The 17,125-nt window shown below is 71.7% G+C and carries 15 protein-coding genes; 11 read left to right on the top strand and 4 right to left on the bottom strand.

Features of this window, described 5'->3' with window-relative positions:
- The first annotated feature begins 10 nt into the window (after positions 1-10).
- The 3 genes from HED23_RS15435 to HED23_RS15425 all read left to right on the top strand — a co-directional run bounded on the left by HED23_RS15435 (position 11) and on the right by HED23_RS15425 (position 1,514).
- A complete protein-coding gene (locus HED23_RS15435; protein ID WP_203183994.1) occupies positions 11-565 on the top strand; it encodes a DUF309 domain-containing protein in 555 nt (184 codons plus the stop codon).
- A 105-nt stretch (positions 566-670) separates the two neighbouring features.
- Positions 671-1,093 carry a DUF350 domain-containing protein gene (locus HED23_RS15430; RefSeq protein WP_203183993.1) on the top strand — a complete coding sequence of 141 codons (423 nt, stop codon included), beginning with the start codon at positions 671-673 and terminating at the stop codon, positions 1,091-1,093.
- A gap of 61 nt (positions 1,094-1,154) precedes the next feature.
- A complete protein-coding gene (locus HED23_RS15425; protein WP_203183992.1) occupies positions 1,155-1,514 on the top strand; it encodes a hypothetical protein in 360 nt (119 codons plus the stop codon).
- Positions 1,515-1,532: 18 nt separating this feature from the next.
- On the opposite strand, the gene HED23_RS15420 is transcribed toward HED23_RS15425, so the two are convergent.
- Genes HED23_RS15420 through HED23_RS15410 form a run of 3 tightly spaced genes read right to left on the bottom strand, consistent with a single transcriptional unit; the run spans position 1,533 to position 5,679 of the window.
- On the bottom strand, positions 1,533-2,834 hold the full coding sequence (locus HED23_RS15420) for an FAD-dependent oxidoreductase (RefSeq protein WP_203183991.1): 1,302 nt from the start codon (positions 2,832-2,834) through the stop codon (positions 1,533-1,535).
- Entirely contained in the window at positions 2,831-4,249 is a 1,419-nt protein-coding gene (locus HED23_RS15415) for an FAD-dependent oxidoreductase (protein WP_203183990.1), read from the bottom strand. The genes HED23_RS15420 and HED23_RS15415 overlap by 4 nt, the downstream gene beginning before the upstream one ends.
- Positions 4,246-5,679 (bottom strand): FGGY family carbohydrate kinase, encoded by a 1,434-nt coding sequence (locus tag HED23_RS15410; protein ID WP_203183989.1) that lies wholly within the window; start codon positions 5,677-5,679, stop codon positions 4,246-4,248. The genes HED23_RS15415 and HED23_RS15410 overlap by 4 nt, the downstream gene beginning before the upstream one ends.
- A 374-nt stretch (positions 5,680-6,053) precedes the next feature.
- On the opposite strand from HED23_RS15410, the gene HED23_RS15405 reads away from it, so the two are divergent.
- Entirely contained in the window at positions 6,054-7,061 is a 1,008-nt protein-coding gene (locus HED23_RS15405) for a hypothetical protein (RefSeq protein ID WP_203183988.1), read from the top strand.
- A 98-nt stretch (positions 7,062-7,159) separates the two neighbouring features.
- On the top strand, positions 7,160-8,689 hold the full coding sequence (locus tag HED23_RS15400) for an amino acid permease (RefSeq protein WP_203183987.1): 1,530 nt from the start codon (positions 7,160-7,162) through the stop codon (positions 8,687-8,689).
- 42 nt (positions 8,690-8,731) lie between these two features.
- On the opposite strand, the gene HED23_RS15395 is transcribed toward HED23_RS15400, so the two are convergent.
- Entirely contained in the window at positions 8,732-9,499 is a 768-nt protein-coding gene (locus tag HED23_RS15395; RefSeq protein ID WP_203183986.1) for a sulfite exporter TauE/SafE family protein, read from the bottom strand.
- 145 nt (positions 9,500-9,644) lie between these two features.
- Between HED23_RS15395 and HED23_RS15390 the strand changes: the two genes are divergently transcribed.
- From HED23_RS15390 to HED23_RS15365, 6 genes are all read left to right on the top strand, one after another.
- The gene (locus HED23_RS15390) at positions 9,645-10,766 is read left to right on the top strand and encodes a substrate-binding domain-containing protein (RefSeq protein WP_203183985.1); all 1,122 of its coding nucleotides are present in this window, start codon (positions 9,645-9,647) and stop codon (positions 10,764-10,766) included.
- Positions 10,767-10,868: 102 nt separating this feature from the next.
- On the top strand, positions 10,869-12,236 hold the full coding sequence (locus HED23_RS15385; protein ID WP_203183984.1) for an ABC transporter substrate-binding protein: 1,368 nt from the start codon (positions 10,869-10,871) through the stop codon (positions 12,234-12,236).
- Between the two features lie 48 nt (positions 12,237-12,284).
- Positions 12,285-13,280, top strand: coding sequence for a carbohydrate ABC transporter permease (locus HED23_RS15380; protein ID WP_203183983.1), 996 nt, complete (start codon positions 12,285-12,287; stop codon positions 13,278-13,280).
- On the top strand, positions 13,277-14,152 hold the full coding sequence (locus HED23_RS15375) for a carbohydrate ABC transporter permease (RefSeq protein WP_203183982.1): 876 nt from the start codon (positions 13,277-13,279) through the stop codon (positions 14,150-14,152). Before HED23_RS15380 ends, HED23_RS15375 begins: the two co-directional genes overlap by 4 nt.
- A 37-nt stretch (positions 14,153-14,189) precedes the next feature.
- Positions 14,190-15,218 (top strand): hydroxyacid dehydrogenase, encoded by a 1,029-nt coding sequence (locus HED23_RS15370; protein ID WP_203183981.1) that lies wholly within the window; start codon positions 14,190-14,192, stop codon positions 15,216-15,218.
- Positions 15,215-17,107, top strand: coding sequence for a DUF2264 domain-containing protein (locus HED23_RS15365; protein ID WP_203183980.1), 1,893 nt, complete (start codon positions 15,215-15,217; stop codon positions 17,105-17,107). Before HED23_RS15370 ends, HED23_RS15365 begins: the two co-directional genes overlap by 4 nt.
- The last annotated feature ends 18 nt before the right edge of the window (positions 17,108-17,125 follow it).

Raw genomic sequence — 17,125 nt, 5'->3', positions numbered from 1 at the left:
CAATCGGAGGGTGGACGGAACTCGCAGGGACCGCGACGAGGAAGGGCGGGCGCGCAATGCGCGCCCCCGGGACGGGCTGGGGCGCCCCCTGCCCTACGGGGCTCCAGGGGTGGAGCGGCAGCCGGAAGGGGTGGTCCGCTCCCCCGACGAGACGGTGCGCGAGGCCCAGCGGCTACTGGACGGGGGCATGCCGTTCCACGCCCACGAGGTGTTCGAGGACGCGTGGAAGTCCGGGCCTGACGCCGAGCGCGAGCTGTGGCGTGGCCTCGCGCAGATGGCGGTCGGACTGACCCACGCCGCCCGGGGCAACGCGGCAGGCGGAGCGCGGCTGTTGAGGCGGGGCGCCGCCGCAGTCGAGGGGTTCAGGGCGTCGGATCCGCACGGGATCGGCGTGGACGGGCTGATCGGATGGGCACGGGAGCTGGCGGGCCGGGTGGAGCCCTCCGGTACCGGAGGTGTGGACGGGTCCGCCGCGCACGCGGAGGAGGACGCCGGGGGCGCCCCGGTCGTGGACGCGGCCGAGGAGGCACCCTGGTTGCGGCGTGGAGACCGGGCGGGGAACTGAGCACCTGAATGCGATAGGTTTTGCTCCTTCTTGACGGCGTGTCGATCACGCCAGTCACGTTCATGTTCCATTCTTCGACCACTTGCTCAGGAAACGGACGCCCCGATGACCGACATCATCAACGGCCTCGGCCGTGCCACCGCATACGGGGCCCTCGGCGTCGTACTGCTCGTTCTCGGCATATTTCTGATCGACGCCCTCACACCGGGCAAGCTCGGCCGCCAGATATGGGAGGAGCGCAACCGCAACGCGGCGATGCTCCTGAGCTCGGCGATGCTGGGCATCGGCGGCATCGTGTTCACGTCGATCTGGACGACGTACGAGGACTTCGGCAAGGGACTCGCCTCGACCGCCGCGTTCGGGCTGCTCGGCCTGATCATGATGGCTGTCGCGTTCCTCGTCGTGGACCTGGTCACGCCCGGAAAGCTGGGGGCCACGCTGGTGGAGCGGGAGCCGCATCCGGCGGTATGGGTGACCGCGGCCTGCAACCTGGCGGTGTCCGCCATCGTATCGGCGTCGATCGCCTGATCACCGGGTGATCCCACGGTCCGGCGAACACCGCGCTGCGCAGCCATTACGATCCGGCGTCATGAGCACTTCTGACCAGGACCAGGAACAAGACCAGCAGCGGGAGCAGGACCACGAGCCGGGCGGGAGCCCCGCGGCGATACCCGGGCCCGCCGCGCGGGAGAAGAGACTCACGCCACGTCAGGCGCGGCGGCTCAGGATCGTTCTCTCGTCGGTGGGCATGGCGGCGATGGCCGTCGTCCTGGCACTGCGGATAGCGAGCCGTTCGTCGGTCCTGGTCGTGGGGGTCTACGGCCTGGCGCTCATACTCTGCGGTGTGGTGATCGAACTCAGCCGGAACGGCCGCACCCGGCTCGGCAGCTGGCTGCTCGGTGCCGGGCTGGTCGCGGCCGTCGGCGCGGACTGGCTGCTCATTCCCTGAGGCCGCCGCGCCACTCCGTCACCGTGCGGTGATCCGTACGGGCGCGCCGTGCGGGTCGACCCGGTCGGTCCAGTCGGCCGCCAGGTGGAAGGGCCTCCCGGGGACGGCGGGCAACAGCAGTCGCTGCGAGTGGAGCCGGCGTCCGCCCTGTGACACCACGAGCAGGGGCCGGGTGAGCCGCCGCGCGGTGCGCAGGACGAACCGGTCCCCCTGGGGCCGGGCCCCGTCCGGCCCTGTCACATTGGGGGCGATCCACCGGAGAGGGGCGTCGACGACCAGGCGTCGTCCGCCTCCTGGTGGTTCCTCGGTACCGGCCAGACGGTGCAGTACGGGCACCGCCACGGCCCGGCCCTCCTGGGCCGCGATCCCGGCGCGTTCGACGGCGTGCAGGAGGTTGCCTGCGGCGAAGACGCCCGGGCGCGAGGTGCGGAACGCGGCGTCGTACGCGGGTCCCCGGGTGCCGGGGTCGAGGACGAGCCCACCGCGCCTGGCCAGTTCGTGGTCGGGGACGAAGTCGCCGGTCAGGACCACGGTGTCGCATCGCAGCGTGGTGGTGCGCCCGTCGTCGTGGCGCAAGGCCACTCCGGACAGCCGGCTCCGGCCCGTGAGCGCGGTGACGGTGGTGCCGGTGAGCAGCGGCGTGCGCCGGCGCCGCGGCCGGACCGGGGGGGCCGGCCGGTCGGTCACCATCGCGACGACCTGGACCCCTGCGGCCCGCAGGGTGGCGGCGGCCGCGTGGCCGACGGGCTCGTTGCCGACGACGACGGCCCGCGTGCCGATCCGCTGTCCGTACAGGTGGACCGCCTGCTGGAGTTCGCCTGTGGTGTAGACGCCCGGCGGCCGGGTGCCGGGGATCAGACGGGCGCTGCGCGGCCGTTCGCGGGCCCCGGTGGCGAGGACCACGGCCCGGGCGGTGATCCGTTCGAGTCCGGAGGGTCCGGTGGTCTCGACGGTGCGGGGTCCTGCCCAGCCGGTGACGGTGACCCCGGTACGCAGGGCCGCGCCCGCGTCGCGGGCCGCTGCCACGCTCCGCCGGGCATAGGCCGGCCCGCTCACGCTGCCGGGGACGTACGCGGATCCGCTCGCCGACGCCTGGGCGTACGCAGTTCCGTTCGCCGATGCCCAGGCGTAGGCGGACCGGTCGAGGCGTCCGCCGAATCCGCCGTGGTGGCAGTGCCGGGGGATCCCGCCCGCCTCCTGCTCGCGTTCCAGGATCTCCACCCGGCCGGCGCCCGCCGCGGCGAGTTCGGCTCCGGCCGCGAGGCCGGCGGGGCCCCCGCCGACGATCAGGACGTCGACCTCGCGTGCGTTCCGGGTCACGGGCGCGCCTCCTCGAACAGGGCGCGGACGGCGGCGCCGCAGTGGAATCCCTGGCACCGGCCGCCACGGGCGCGGGTGCGGCGCCGCAAGCCGTCCAGGGAGTGCGGCGGAATCGTCGCGGACAGCGCGTCCCGGATCTCTCCGAGGGTGACCTGTTCGCAGTGGCAGACGAGGGTGCCGTACGCCGGGTCCTGGGCGATCAGGCCGGCGCTCCGGTAGGGCCTAGGGAAGGACTCGCCGAGGTTTGGCATCGTCAGTGGCGGGAGGGCGCGTGGCCGGGTGAGGTCCAGTCCGACGGCCGCGAGCAGTTGCACGACATGGCGGCCGATCGCCATGGAGGAGGTGAGACCGGTGGATCGGATGCCGCCGACAGCGACGTATCGCCGGCCGGGGTACTCCTGGATGCGGTAGTCCTCCTGCCCGGTGGCGGCGCGCAGTCCCGCGTAGACGGCGGTGACCTCCTCGTCGGCGAGCGCGGGCACGATCCGGCGGCCCTTCTCACGCAGCAGGTGCATGCCCTCGGCCGTGGACCCGGTGGCGGTCTTGTCGTCGAGCTCTTCGGCGGTGGGGCCGAGGAGGACGTTGCCGAACACCGTCGGTGCGACCAGCACGCCCTTGCCCGCCGGGCCGGGGACCGGGAGCAGGATGTGGCCCACGAGATCGCGGGCGAGCTTGTCGAAGACGATGAGCTGGCCCCGGCGCGGGGTCACGGTGAACACGTCGTGGCCGAGCAGCCGGTCGATCTCGTCGGCGTACAGACCGGCGGCGTTGACCAGGTAGCGGGTGCGCAGCGGTCCGCGCGAGGTGGTGAGCGTATGGCCTTCGGCATCGCTGTCGACGCCCCGGACGCGGCAGTTCAGGTGCAGGTGGACGCCCGCCCGGACGGCCTGGGTGGCGAAGGCGAGGGGGGTGGTCCAGGGGCAGATGATGCTCTCGTCGGGCACCTCCAGCGCGCCGAGCGCGCCGGGTCCCAGGTGCGGTTCGAGGGTCCGCAGCCTGTCGGCGTCGATGATGCGGGACGCGTGGTAGCCGTTGCGGGCGGCCTTCTCCCGCAGCCGGGGCAGCTCGGCGAGCTGGTCCTCGTCCCAGGCCACGAGGAGGGCGCCGACCCTCTCGACCGGGATGCCGGTCTCGGCGGCGTAGGCGGCGAGGAGGTCCCGCCCCTCACGTACGAGGCGGGCTTCCAGCGAACCGGGGACGGCGTCGAAACCGGTGTGCAGGATCGCGGTGTTGGCCTTCGACGTGCCGCTGCCGATGTCGTCGGCGGCGTCGACGAGGGCGGTGCGCAGGTCGTGGCGGGCCAGTTCGCGGGCGATGGCCGCGCCCACGACCCCCGCCCCCACGACGGTGACGTCGTACGTGGCCCCGTCCTCCTCCGGAGGCAGGGGGCCGGCTGTGGTGAGGGTGACGTTCACGCGCGCTCCAGCAGGCTGTCCACCGCGGCTCGGAATGCCGCGAGTCGCTCCGACGCCTCCTCGGGGCCGATCCTGGGCTCGTAGACGGCGGAGGGCCGCCACTCGGGTGTCGCGCTGCCCGGCGGCAGCCGCGGGTCGAGTCCGAGCCTGGCCACCACGCCGGCGCCGAGCGCGGTCACGTCGGGCAGGGCCGAGACCTCGACCGGCCGTTGCAGCAGGTCCGCCTGGGTCTGCATGAGCAAGGAGGAGCGGGTGAGGCCACCGTCGACCCGCAGCGCGGTCAGCGGGGTGCCCAGGTCCGACGCCACGGCATCGGCCAGGGCGACGACCTGCGCGGCGATTCCCTCGCAGAGGGCGCGGACCAGGTGGCCCGCGGTGGTGTCGAGGCCGAGGCCGGTCAGGGAGCCGCGCAGGTCGCCGCGCCACCAGGGGGCGGCGAGACCGGCGAGCGCGGGGACGAAGGTGACTCCGCCGGCATCACCGACCGAGGCGCCCACCACGTCGAGGTCCGAGGCTCCGGAGATCACCCCGAGGTCGGTGAGCCAGCGCACGGCCGAGGCAGCCGTGTAGACCTGGCCGTCGAGGCAGTAGTCCGTCCGGCCTCCCAGTCGCCAGGCGACACAGCTGACCAGGCCCGTGGCGCCGGTGCTGGGCCGGCCGCCGGTCTGGGCGAGGAGGAACGCCCCGGTGCCGTAGGTGCATTTGGCCTGGCCGGACTCCAGGGCGCCCTGTGCCAGCAGGGCGGCCTGCTGGTCGACGAGGAGGCCGGTCAGGGGAATCTCTCCGCCGAACGCGGTGGTGGTGCCGACCGGGCCGGCGCAGTCCACGACGGCGGGCAGCTGCTCGTCGGACAGGCCGAAGATCTCCAGGGCGGCCGGCGACCAGCCGACGTCGCGGAGACCGAGCAGCTGGGTGCGGCCCGCGGTGGCGGCGTCGGTGACGAAGGCTCCGGTCAGCTGGTGCACCAGCCAGGAGTCGCTGGTGGTCACCACTCCTTCCCGGGTCAGCTCGCGGCGGATCCAGGCCATCTTGGGTGCGGCGAAGTACGGATCGAGCGGCAGCCCGGTGAGCCGCTTCAGCTCCTCCCCGTGTGCGGCGAGGTCGTCGCAGATGCCTTCCGCACGCCTGTCCTGCCATACGACGGCGTCGGTGAGCGGCCTGCCGGTCGCGGGGTCCCAGGCCAGCACCGTCTCACCCTGGTTCGCCAGACCGACGGCAGCCACTGGCTCGGCGGCGTCCGCCACCGCCTGCCGCCCGGCGTCGAGGACCGACCCGATCAGCTCTGCGGGATCGGCCTCCACCATTCCCCCGGCGCCGTAGCGCGGGCGCACGGGCGCGGAACCGGAACCGATCACCCCCCGCTCGGGACAGATCACCAGCGCCTTGGTTCCGGACGTCCCCTGGTCGATGGCGAGTACCGGTCCTGTCAAGCGACGCTCCAGCCGTGCGGACCGCCCGGACCCGGGCGGAATCGTGATCATCTGGTTCCTGCGCCCACAGTCGTGCAGACCACGCCCCGCGTCAACCCCGTCCAGATCATCCGGTTCCTGGTCACCTCAGGAGATCAACGTCCTGTATGAGGCGTCCACTTGAGTAAGATCCGCAGAGACCCCGGAAGACGGGCACCCGGCGCCCTACACTCACGGCCGAGTGGACAACCGGACGATGACCACCGGTAGTTCATGACCGAACGACCCAACCCCCCACGCTCATAGAGGTTTCATGTCGAGAAGTAGCTGCGCCAGGCCGATGTGCCCGGCTCACCGCCCCTCCCCCGCCGCGCTTCCAGGGGCGGGGCACGTCCATGGCCACCGGTGATTTCCGTCCGGTCTACCACCCCGCGGGGCACGACCACGAGTTGCGGGTGGCGTTAGAGGACCTGCGTACCGGCCGTTGGCTCGCCATGCGGGATCTGCTGGAGCGCACCCCGGACTGGGCGCTGTGGACCCAGCGGACCCAGGTTCTCGCCGCCGTGGCGGCGGGCTCCGACACGGTGCACGCCTGGCTCGCCGAGGAACCGCGGAGCGTGGCGGCGACGGTGATGCACGCCCGGGTGACCGTGGAGCGAGCCGTACGTGCCCACCGGGAGAGGCGGCCGGGCGCCCAGGAGTTGTGGCAGGAGGCGTGGGAGGGGTGCCGCTCGGCCGCGCACGCCTCGCCCGCGGACCCGGTGCCCTGGGTCTGCCTCCTCGCCCTGTCCCAGCTCGACGAGGGACAGCGCCTGGAGGAACACCGGCTGCTGCCGCCCGGCCCGATGCTGTTCCCCGGACCTTGGGGGCTGCTGGCGGAGGCGGACAAGCGCGATCCGTTCAATCGCGAGGCGTACCACCGGATGCTGCAGTTCGTCTACGCGAGACAGGCGAGCGGCACGCTCTCCGAGGCGGTCAACTTCGTCCAGTGGGCCGCATCCGCCGCGCCTGAGGGATCCCCGCTCCACGTGCTGCCGCTGTACGTCCGGGTGGAGCGCTACCGCCGCGAACGCGGCAACGAGCGGGCACTGGACCTTCACTGGGTCACCGAGGACGGCGAGCGCGACGCCAGGCGGGCGCTGCGTGCCTGGTTCGCCGCCTCGGACCCGCCGGCCCGGTCCCTGCTCGACCTCAGTCATCTGGCCCACGCGCTGTGGGGCTCACTCCGGTTCGCCGACGCCGCGCCGGTGTTCCGGGCGATGGGCCCCTACTACACCTCACTCCCCTGGGCCCTGCGTACCCGGGCCCCGCAGGATCCGGCCGGGGCCGAGGACGTGTTCCTCCGGGCTCGCGGCCGCTGCCTGGCCACCGAGCACGAGCCCGGAAGGGAACCGCACGGCTGACCGGCCGCCGCCCGCCGCCCCGGAAGGCGTTGCCGGCCGGACTCCCGGCCCCACCACGTACTTTCCCGTCCCCGTCCCCCCACCTGGAGGTCGTCTCCATGTCCATATCCGCCTCGACCCCGTCGAGCACGGAGCCCGCGCCGCACAAGGACGAAGAGCAGCGGCTGCGCGAACTCGGCTACCAGCCGGTGCTCGCGCGCCGCATGGGCGGCTTCGGCAACTTCGCGATCAGCTTCTCCGTCATCTCGATCCTCTCCGGCTGCATGACGCTGTACGGCTTCGGCATGTCGACCGGCGGCCCGGCCGTGATGCTCTGGGGGTGGGCCGGTGTCGGCCTGTTCGTGCTCTGCGTGGGCATGGCCCTCGCAGAGGTGACCAGCGCGTACCCGACGTCCGGTGCCCTCTACTACATGGCCGACCGGCTGGGCGGCCGGAAATGGGGCTGGTACACCGGGTGGCTGAACCTGCTCGGTCTGCTGGGCGCGATCGCCGGCATCGACTACGGGGCGGCACTGTTCACGGGTGCCCTGCTCAATCTGCAGTGGGGGTTCGACCCCACCCCCGGATCCACCATGGTGATCTTCCTCTGCATCCTGCTGCTGCACGCCGTGCTGAACCTCTTCGGAGTGCGCCTGGTCAGTGTGCTCAACTCGATCAGCGTGTGGTGGCATCTGGGCGGTGTCGCCCTGATCGTGACGGTGCTGGCGATCGTGCCCTCGAACCACCAGTCCCCGTCGTTCGTCTTCACCGAGTTCGTCAACGGCACGGGCTGGGAGAACCCGATCTACGTGGCGGCGATCGGCCTGCTGCTGGCCCAGTACACCTTCTGCGGCTACGACGCCTCCGCGCACCTGTCCGAGGAGACCTCGAACGCCTCGGTGACGGCGGCCAAGGGCATCGTCCGGGCGATCTGGGTCTCCTGGGTCGCGGGTTTCGTCCTGCTGGCGGGACTGACCTTCGCCATCCAGGACTACGCGGGTACCCAGAACAGTGCCACCGGGGTCCCCCCCGCCCAGATCTTCATCGACGCGCTGGGTACGTCCGGCGCCACCGCCCTGCTGCTGATCGTCATCGCGGCCCAGCTGTTCTGCGGCAACGCCGAGGTCGCGGCCGCGAGCCGGATGGTCTTCGCCTTCAGCCGCGACAACGCGCTGCCGGGCTCGGCGCTGTGGCGCAAGGTGAGCGCGCGGACCCAGACCCCGGTGCCCGCCGTGTGGCTCTCGGTCGCCGTCGCCGCGCTGCTGGCGGTGCCGTCGCTGTACTCCGCGACCGCGTACGGGGCGGTCACGGCGATCAACGTCATCGGGATCACACCGGCGTACGCCATCCCGATCTACCTGAAGCTGCGCGCGGGTGACCGCTTCCAGCGCGGTCCGTGGCACCTCGGCCGCTGGTCGAAGCCGATCGGCTGGATCGCGGTGGTGTGGGTCGCCGTCGTGAGTGTGCTGTTCCTGCTGCCGCAGTCCTCACCGGTGACCATCGACTCGATGAACTACGCGTCGATCGCCCTGGTCGCCGTCCTGGTCCTGGCCACGGTCTGGTGGTTCGTCGCACGTAGTTCGTACAGCACTCCGGCCGCGTACGGGAACGCCCGCGAGCAGGCGGAGATCGCCGAGGGCATCGTCTGACCGTCACCTCCCGGCGGTCAGCCCTCGATCCCCGGGCGGTCTTCAGTGCAGCAGCAGCTGGAGGCCGCCCAGGACGGTGGCTCCGATCACGATGCGGTCGAAGAGCTTCTGGTTGATCCGGCCGACGCACGCGCGGCCGAGGTACGCACCGGGGATGACGAACAGCACGAGGGCCGCGTCCAGCAGCAGCGACTGCGCGTCGATGAGGCCGAGCCCCACACTGAAGGGCACCTTGGATGTGTTGACGATCAGGAAGAACCACGCCGACGTCCCGAGGAAGCCCAGTTTCCTGAAGCCCGCCGACAGCAGGTAGAGGGACATCACAGGACCGCCCGCGTTGGCGACCATGGTGGTGAATCCACCGAGCACCCCGTACGAGCGGGCCTTGAAGCGCCCGCCGCGCGTCGGACCGTCCTCGTCCTCCTGTTCCGGCGCTGGCTCGGGGCGGGCACGCCTGCGCCAGACGGTGACGCCCGCCATGAAGAGCAGGATCGCGCCGATGGAGGTCCGCACAGCGGCGTCGTCGGCCCACAGCATGAAGACGGTGCCCGCCACCACGCCCACGGCGACGGCGGGGAAGAGCTTCAGCAGGGTCGGCCAGTGGGCGTGACGGCGGTAGACCAGCACGGCGAGGATGTCGCCCGCGATCAGGATCGGGAGCAGCACTCCGGTCGATTCGCGGGCCGGGAGTACGGCCGCGAAGACCGCGAGGCTGATCGTGTTGGCACCGCTGACCGCCGTCTTCGAGAAGCCGACGAGGGTGGATGCCGCCGCGAGCGCGGCCAGTTGCCAGAGTGTGATGGTGTCCATTCCGGATCAGATGTTAGACACATCTTCCCTTCTGCGGATCATCGTTCCCCCTGTGACCGCCTGCGGCGCCGGTCCCTCGCTATGCTGCGATCGCTCACGGAAACGGTCAAACGAACGTCGCACAGCGGTAGGCAAGGGGGCCAGCATGCGGGAGCCGGTTGAGCTGAGGCGCAAACGCATTCTCGCGGTGGTGCACGCGCGCGGCGCCGTCAAGGTGAGTTCGCTCGCCGACGAGCTGGACGTCTCGGCGGTGACGCTCCGACGGGACGTGGAGGAGCTCGCGAGGACGGGCATGCTGAGGCGCGGTCACGGCGTGGTCCGGCCGATGGGGGACGCCACACGCACGACCGACGTACCGGCCGCCCGGAACGGTGAACCGGCCGGGGACGGGGCCGCGATCGCCCTGGTCGTCCCGGAGCGGCATTCGTATCTCCACGAGACGCTGCACGGCGCGAGAACCGCCCTGGAGGAGGCGGGTGCGCGGGTCACCCTGCACATAGCCCCGCAGATGGCCGGGGCCGAGCGGCCGCAGGTGGAGCGGGCCCTGGCCGCGGGGGCGCGGGGCCTGCTGATCGCCCCCCGGTGGCGCAGCGCGGCCGGGGAGGAGGCGGACTACGGCTGGCTCGCCGAGGTGGAGGTGCCGACGGTCCTGATGGAGCGGCGGCCCCGTCCCGGCAGCGTGCTGCACGCCATGGACACGGTGTGCTCCGACCATTGGTACGGGATACATCTGGCCGTGGACCACCTGATCTCCCTGGGCCACCGCCGGCTCGTGCTGGCCGCGAGGAACGACAGCCCGACGGCGCGTTCCATACGCGCCGCGTTCGCCCGGATCGCCGGCGTCCGGCCGGAGGTGGAGGACTGGTCGGTGGTGCTCAGCTCGCCGAACGCGGGCCCGGGGGAGCCGGGCACGGAGGAGGCGGTCCCGGACCTCACGGCGCTGATACGGGAGCGCGGCGTGACCGGCGCCGTCCTGCACGGCGACGAGGACGCCCTGATGCTGGTCCAGCGCCTGACCGAGAGCGGAATCCGGGTGCCGCGGGACTGCTCCGTCGTGGCGTACGACGATGTCGTCGCGGCGCTGGGCAGCACCGCCCTCACCGCTGTCGCACCGCCGAGGGCCGAGATCGGGCGGGCGGCTGCCGAGCTCCTCCTGCACCGGCTGGCCCACCCTGCCGGCGCCACCGGTCCGGTGCGGAGGGTGGAGCTGCTCCCCCGCCTCGAAGTGCGCGGATCGACCCAGGGGTTGTCCGGCTCGACAGACTGATCGTTTGAACACTTCAAGCTTCTTTTGATCGATCTATTGACCGCTATCGATCAGCCGATCAGTATTCCCCGTGTCTCGAATCAGGAGCCGCGGGAGGCGCACATGCCTGGTCGACAGAGCCGTCGATCCGTGCTCGCCACGATCGCCGCACTGCCTCTGACGGGCGCGCTCAGCGCCTGCGGAGGTGGTGGCGGAGACACACGATCGGGCGGTACGAGCAGTACCGGCAGGACAGTGAGCAGCAGGACCGGCAGGAAGACGCGGATCACCTTCTGGTCCGCCCTGCGGGGCAGTCAGGAGGTCGTGGACGCGTTCAACCGCGGCCACGACACGATCCAGGTCGACTACCAGCAGGTCCCCTCGGGGGCCCAGGGCGGTTACGCCAAGCTCAGCAACGCGGCCCGGGCCGGCAACGCCCCGGACGTCGCCACCATCGAGTACCCGCAGGTCCCGGGCTTCGCCATCGACGGGGTCTGCCGCGACATCACGGACCTGGTCGGCGACGGGATGCGTGCCCGGATGCTGCCGCAGGCACTGGCACTGACCACCTTCGAGAAGCGGGTCTTCAGCGTCCCTCTCGACATAGAGCCCATGGTGCTGCACTACCGCACCGACCTGTTCGAAAGGTTCGGACTGACCGTCCCGCGTACCTGGGAGGACTTCGAGGACACGGCAAGGACCGTACGCCGCAAGGGCGGTGCGAGCCGGATGGCGCTCTTCCCGACGGACGGAGACACCCATCTCGCCGCATTCGCGTGGCAGGCGGGTGCCCAATGGTTCGACACGGCCGGCGGGGCCTGGAACGTCTCGCTCGCCGACGCCCCCACCCGCCGCGTGTCGGCCTTCTGGCAGCGGCTGACCGACCAGGACCTGGTCTTCATGAACGCGGTGGAGAGCCGGCACGGCGACGTCCAGATCGCCGACGGCCTGGTGCTGAGCAGGCTCAGCGGGGCGTGGGACGCCGGTGCGCAGATGAAGGCCCGCCCGAAGCAGAAGGGCAAGTGGGCGCTCGCTCCGCTCCCCCAGTGGGATCCGGCCGACCCCGGTGTCGGGACCCACGGCGGCTCGACCTTCGCGGTGACCAGCAGCAGCGCGCACCCGGAGGCCGCGATGGAGTTCATCGAGTGGCAGGTCTCGCACCCGGACGCCCTTCGTGCCCGGCTCTCCAGCGGTGCGAGCAGCCAGTACCCCGCCGCTCCCGGGCTCGTCGATGTGGGCCGCGAGGCGTTCGACCGCTCCTACTACGGCGGCCAGGACATCTACACCCTCTTCGAGCAGGAGGCCCGGAAGATCCGCGCGGGCTGGACCTGGGGCCCCCGGATGACGGCCACCGGCAAGATCATGAAGGACGGACTGGCGCGGGCCGGCGGAGGCCAGGGCTCCATCCTCGGGGCGGTCCGGGCGGCGCAGGAAGGCACCTTGCCGGACCTCAGGGCACTCGGCCTCTCCACCACCCGGCGCTCCACCTGACCGGCGTTCCGCATCCCGTTCCCAGCAGCAGAGAGGCAGGTGACACCCATGACCAGCACCGCCCCCGTGTCCGTACCGGCGGACGCCACCGCCCGGCCGTCACCGAGGAGTCCGGCCGCCCCGGCCCCCGAGGCCCGCAGGTCCGCCCGACGGCGTGAACTCGTTGCCTGCGGTGTCCTGATGACACCGTTCTTCGTCCTTCTGGTGACCGTCTTCCTGATCCCGGTCGCCACGGCCGTCCGTCTGAGCTTCTTCAGCGACGATCAGCCCGGGCTCGGCTTCGGCCCCGAACGGACGGTCTTCGCCGGGCTCCGCAACTACACCGCCGTGCTGGCGGACCCGACCTTCCTCGGCGGTCTCGGCGTCGTCGCCCTGTACTGCCTGGTCTACATCCCGCTCATGGTGATCGGCGCCCTCGTGCTCGCGCTGCTGCTGGACTCCGGCGTGGTCCGTATGCGGGGCACCGTCCAGCTCGCGCTGTTCCTGCCGCACGCCGTGCCGGGCATCATCGCGGCCCTGATCTGGCTGTATCTGTACACCCCCGGCATCAGCCCGGTCATCGACCTGCTCGGCAGGGCAGACATCACCATCGACTTCCTCGGGGTGCACACGGTGCTCCCGTCCATCGTGAACATCGCGCTGTGGAGCAACCTCGGCTACAACATGGTCGTGTTCTACGCCGCCCTGCAGGCGGTGCCCCGAGAGGTGATCGAGGCGTCGGTCGTCGACGGCGCGGGCCCCGTCCGCACGGCCCTCCAGGTCAAGGCCCCGCTGGTGCGCTCCTCGATCGTGATGGTCGCGATGTTCACCCTCATCTTCGCGCTCCAGCTCTTCACCGAACCGATGCTGCTGAGCCAGTCGACCCCGATGATCAACTCGCGCTTCTCGCCCAGCATGTACATCTACGACGCCGCCTTCACCCGGAACAACTACGGTCTCGCGGCAGCCGCCTCTGTCATCCTGCTCCTGTGCACGATCGCCCTCTCCTACGGCGTCACCCGCTGGACCAACCGCTCCAACGCTGCCGAGGAGGGCGCCCGATGAGCGCGTCGACCGTGTCCCGTGCCGCCTTGCCCCTTCGGCCCCGGCTCCTCGGGCGCTCCGTCGTCAACCTCGTGGTCCTCGTGTCGGTGCTGTACACCCTGCTGCCGGTGCTGTGGCTGGTACTCGCCTCGACGAAGAACAGGGACGCCCTCTTCAGCAGTGACATCCTGTCGCTGAGCGACTTCTCCTTCGTCCAGAACATGAAGGACCTGTTCGCCATGGACGGCGGGCTCTTCGGCCGCTGGTACGGCAACAGCCTGCTGTACGCGGTGCTCGGTGCGGCACTCGGGGCACTGATCAGCGTCGCGTGCGGCTACGCCTTCGACAAGTACCGCTTCGCCCGCAAGGAGAAGCTGTTCGGACTGGTACTGGCCGCCGTCATGGTGCCGCAGACCGTGCTCGCCCTGCCGCTCTACCTGATGGCGTCCTCCGCCGGTCTCGTGAACACCTTCTGGGCCGTCTTCATCCCCGTCCTGTTCAACCCGTTCGGGGTCTACCTCGGGCGGATCTTCAGCCAGGGGTACGTGCCCGACGAGGTGCTGGAGGCCGCGCGGATGGACGGTGCGGGCGAACTGGCCGCCTACTTCAGGGTGGCGCTGCGGATGCTGGGTCCCGGGCTGGTCACCGTCTTCCTCTTCCAGCTCACAGCTATCTGGAACAACTTCTTCCTGCCCATGGTGATGCTCTCCGACCAGGATCTGTATCCGGTCAGTCTCGGCCTGTACTCCTGGAACAGCGCCGCGTCCGTGTCGCCCGAGTACTACCCCGTCGTCATCATGGGCTCGCTGCTCGCGGTGCTGCCCCTGATCCTCGCCTTCGCCATGCTCCAGCGTTTCTGGCGGTCCGGGCTGACGGCGGGTGCCGTCAAGTAGCCGTGCCGCCCCGCCCGGACCACCGCACAGGAGAACCATGCCCAGCACTCCCCCCGCACACCGCAGGCCGCACGTCGCGATCGCCATGGGGTCGGACGCCGCGGCAGCGGTGCTCCCCGCCGATTCCCTGGCGGCGCTGGCCGAGGTGTGCACCCTCGCGCCCGTGCCCGCGATCGACGACTTCACGACCGAAGCGGCGCGTGCCGTACTCGCGGACACGGAGGTCCTGGTCACCGGCTGGGGCTGCCCACCGATCCACGCGGGGGTCCTGGCCGCCGCACCCGCGCTGCGGGCCGTCGTGCACACGGCGGGCACGGTACGCGGCCATGTGACCGACGCCTGCTGGGAAAGGGGCATCGAGGTTTCGTCGGCCGCGGCGGCCAATGCGCTGCCGGTGGCGGAGTACACCCTCGCGATGATCCTGCTGTCCGGCAAACGGGTCCTGGAGCGGGCCAGGGACTTCCGGGCCGCCCGCGAGCGCGACGCCTGGCTCACCACCCCGCCCGACGTGGGCAACTACGGCCGCACGGTGGGCATTCTGTCCGCCTCCCTGATCGGCCGGAGGGTGATCGAGCTGCTTCGCCCCTACGACCTGCGGGTGTTGCTGCACGACCCGTACGTCACCGACGAGGAGGCCGCCGCCCTCGGCGTCCGCCCCGTCACCCTGGCAGGGCTCTTCGCGGAGAGCGACGTGGTCAGCGTCCACACACCGCTCCTGCCCGCGACCACGGGGCTGGTCACCCGCGGACTCCTCAGCTCGATGCGGCCCGACGCCGTCCTGATCAACACCTCACGGGGCGCGGTCGTCGACCAGGACGCCCTCACCGACGTACTCCGGACGGACCGCATCCGGGCGGTGCTGGACGTCACCGACCCCGACCCGCTGCCGGCGGACCATCCGCTGTGGGGCTGCGACAACGCGGTCATCACCCCACACCTCGCCGGGTCCCAGGGCAACGAACTGCGGCGGCTGGCCGATCTGGCCGTCGGCGAGGTCGCCCGCTGGGCCGCGGGCGACGGTTTCGCCCATCCCGTACGACGCGAAAGGCTGGCATTCCTCGCATGACCTCCACCCCCTTTCCACTCCCCTCGGATGACCGCACGACGAGCCCGCACACCGGATACACCCGGGCCCACTGGGAGGCGACGGCGGACGGGCTGCTGGACGCCGCATGGAAGTGGGCGACCCCCGGCCGGGCCCTCCTCGACCTGCCGGGCCGCCCCTCGCGCTCCGGAGTCAGGTCCGACGGCCTGGAGGGCTATGCCCGTACGTTCCTCACCGCCGCGTTCCGGGTCGCCGGTTCGGACGGCAAGGACCCGCACAACTGGCTGGAGCGGTACGCCGACGGGCTCACCGCCGGTACCCGCACGGCGGGACGGGACGACGCCGAGTCCTGGCCGCTGATCCTGGACCACACCGTCTTCGGCCAGCCGATGGTGGAGTCGGCGTCGGTGGCGATCGGGCTGCGGCTGACCCGGCCCTGGCTGTGGGACCAGCTCGACGCCGCCACGCAGGACCGGGCTGAGGAATGGCTGCGCGGCGCCCTGCGGCACACCCCGGCACCCAACAACTGGTATCTCTTCCCGTTCTCAGTCGCCGGATTCCTGGAGTCGGTCGGCCGGGGCGACGCGGAGACGGCCCTGGCCCGGCAGCGGGCGCTCGACCTGCTGGAGGTCTGGTACCGCGGCGAGGGCTGGTACGCCGACGGGGACGGGCGCGCCTTCGACCACTACAACGGCTGGGCGCTGCACCTGTATCCCGTGCTGGACGCGTATCTGTCGGGCGACGCCGAGCTGTCGGCACACCACGGCGCGCGGCTGAGCGAGCACCTGGAGAGTTTCTCCCTGATGTTCGGCGCGGACGGCGCCCCGTTGCACTTCGGACGCTCCCTCTCCTACCGCTTCGCGGCGGGCGCCGCGGTCGGGATGGGCGCCGTGTCCGGGCACACCCCCTTGGCGCCGGGCGTCTCGCGCCGGCTGATCAGCGGCTCGCTGCGGTACTTCCTGGAGCGCGGTTCGGTCGGCGACGACGGCCTGCTGAGCCTGGGCTGGCACGGTCCGCACGACGCGACGCTCCAGGTGTACTCCGGCCCGTCGTCGCCGTACTGGGCGTCGAAGGCCTTCGTCGCCCTGCTGGCACCGGCGGAGCACCCGCTGTGGACGGCGGACGAGGAGCCCGCCCCGAGCGAGGGCCCTGACCGGGTGCTGTCCCTGCCGTCACCGGGTCTGCTCGTTCAGTCGACGCGGGCCGACGGCATCGTGCGGCTGCACAACCACGGCAGTGACCACGTCCGGCCGCACGAGGGTGAGACGGCGGACATCTCCGACCCGCTCTACGCCCGCCTCGCGTACTCGACGGCCACCGGCCCCACCGCGTCCGCGAACACCGCGGACAACCATCTGTCGCTCCTGGCAAGGGGGTCACGCAGCCGCCGGGTCCGCATCCACCCGCTGGGTGCGGGGCACGGCGACGGCTGGGGCTGGGCAGCGTCCTGGCACACCCCGGTGTTCCCGGACGGCCCGCCGACCTGGCCGGGCCTGCGGGTGGAGAGCGTGACCGTCGTCCGGGGACGGTACGAACTGCGGGTCCACCGGATCCTGGGCGCACCCCCCGGAACCAGGGCGGAGCAGACGGGCTGGGCGACGGCCCCCGAGGGCCCGGTGAGTTCCGCGCTGCACGGACTGCACGGCTGGTCGGAGCAGGAGGACGTACGGGCGCCCCAGGGCACTGCGTTCACCCGGTGGGCGGTGCTGCCCCGGCTGGGTGCCGAGGTGGAGGGGACCGACGTACTGGTGGCACTCGCCTCGCTCACCGCCGAGCCGGCCGCCGGCCCTCTCGCCTCGGCGGTGAGTGGGGTGGACGTCGACGGGGAGTCCGTCGCGGTGCGCTGGGCCGATGACGGTTCGACGACCCGCGTCGGCTTCGCGCCACTGGAGGTCGCCCACGGGCTCTGATCACCGCCGTGACCCGTG

Origin of the sequence: Streptomyces pratensis (assembly GCF_016804005.1) — a bacterium.
GTDB classification, from domain to species: Bacteria; Actinomycetota; Actinomycetes; order Streptomycetales; family Streptomycetaceae; genus Streptomyces; species Streptomyces pratensis_A.
The sequence above is the reverse complement of the archived record's forward strand: the minus strand, read 5'-3'. Positions and strand labels throughout refer to the sequence as shown.

Bases quoted from the DNA above. Each gene is read 5' to 3' on its own strand.
- HED23_RS15365 (WP_203183980.1), top strand. From the start codon at position 15,215: ATGACCTCCACCCCCTTTCCACTCCCCTCGGATGACCGCACGACGAGC.
- HED23_RS15405 (WP_203183988.1), top strand. From the start codon at position 6,054: ATGGCCACCGGTGATTTCCGTCCGGTCTACCACCCCGCGGGGCACGAC.
- HED23_RS15395 (WP_203183986.1), bottom strand. From the start codon at position 9,499: ATGGACACCATCACACTCTGGCAACTGGCCGCGCTCGCGGCGGCATCC.
- HED23_RS15385 (WP_203183984.1), top strand. From the start codon at position 10,869: ATGCCTGGTCGACAGAGCCGTCGATCCGTGCTCGCCACGATCGCCGCA.
- HED23_RS15400 (WP_203183987.1), top strand. From the start codon at position 7,160: ATGTCCATATCCGCCTCGACCCCGTCGAGCACGGAGCCCGCGCCGCAC.
- HED23_RS15380 (WP_203183983.1), top strand. From the start codon at position 12,285: ATGACCAGCACCGCCCCCGTGTCCGTACCGGCGGACGCCACCGCCCGG.
- HED23_RS15370 (WP_203183981.1), top strand. From the start codon at position 14,190: ATGCCCAGCACTCCCCCCGCACACCGCAGGCCGCACGTCGCGATCGCC.
- HED23_RS15425 (WP_203183992.1), top strand. From the start codon at position 1,155: ATGAGCACTTCTGACCAGGACCAGGAACAAGACCAGCAGCGGGAGCAG.
- HED23_RS15375 (WP_203183982.1), top strand. From the start codon at position 13,277: ATGAGCGCGTCGACCGTGTCCCGTGCCGCCTTGCCCCTTCGGCCCCGG.
- HED23_RS15390 (WP_203183985.1), top strand. From the start codon at position 9,645: ATGCGGGAGCCGGTTGAGCTGAGGCGCAAACGCATTCTCGCGGTGGTG.
- HED23_RS15430 (WP_203183993.1), top strand. From the start codon at position 671: ATGACCGACATCATCAACGGCCTCGGCCGTGCCACCGCATACGGGGCC.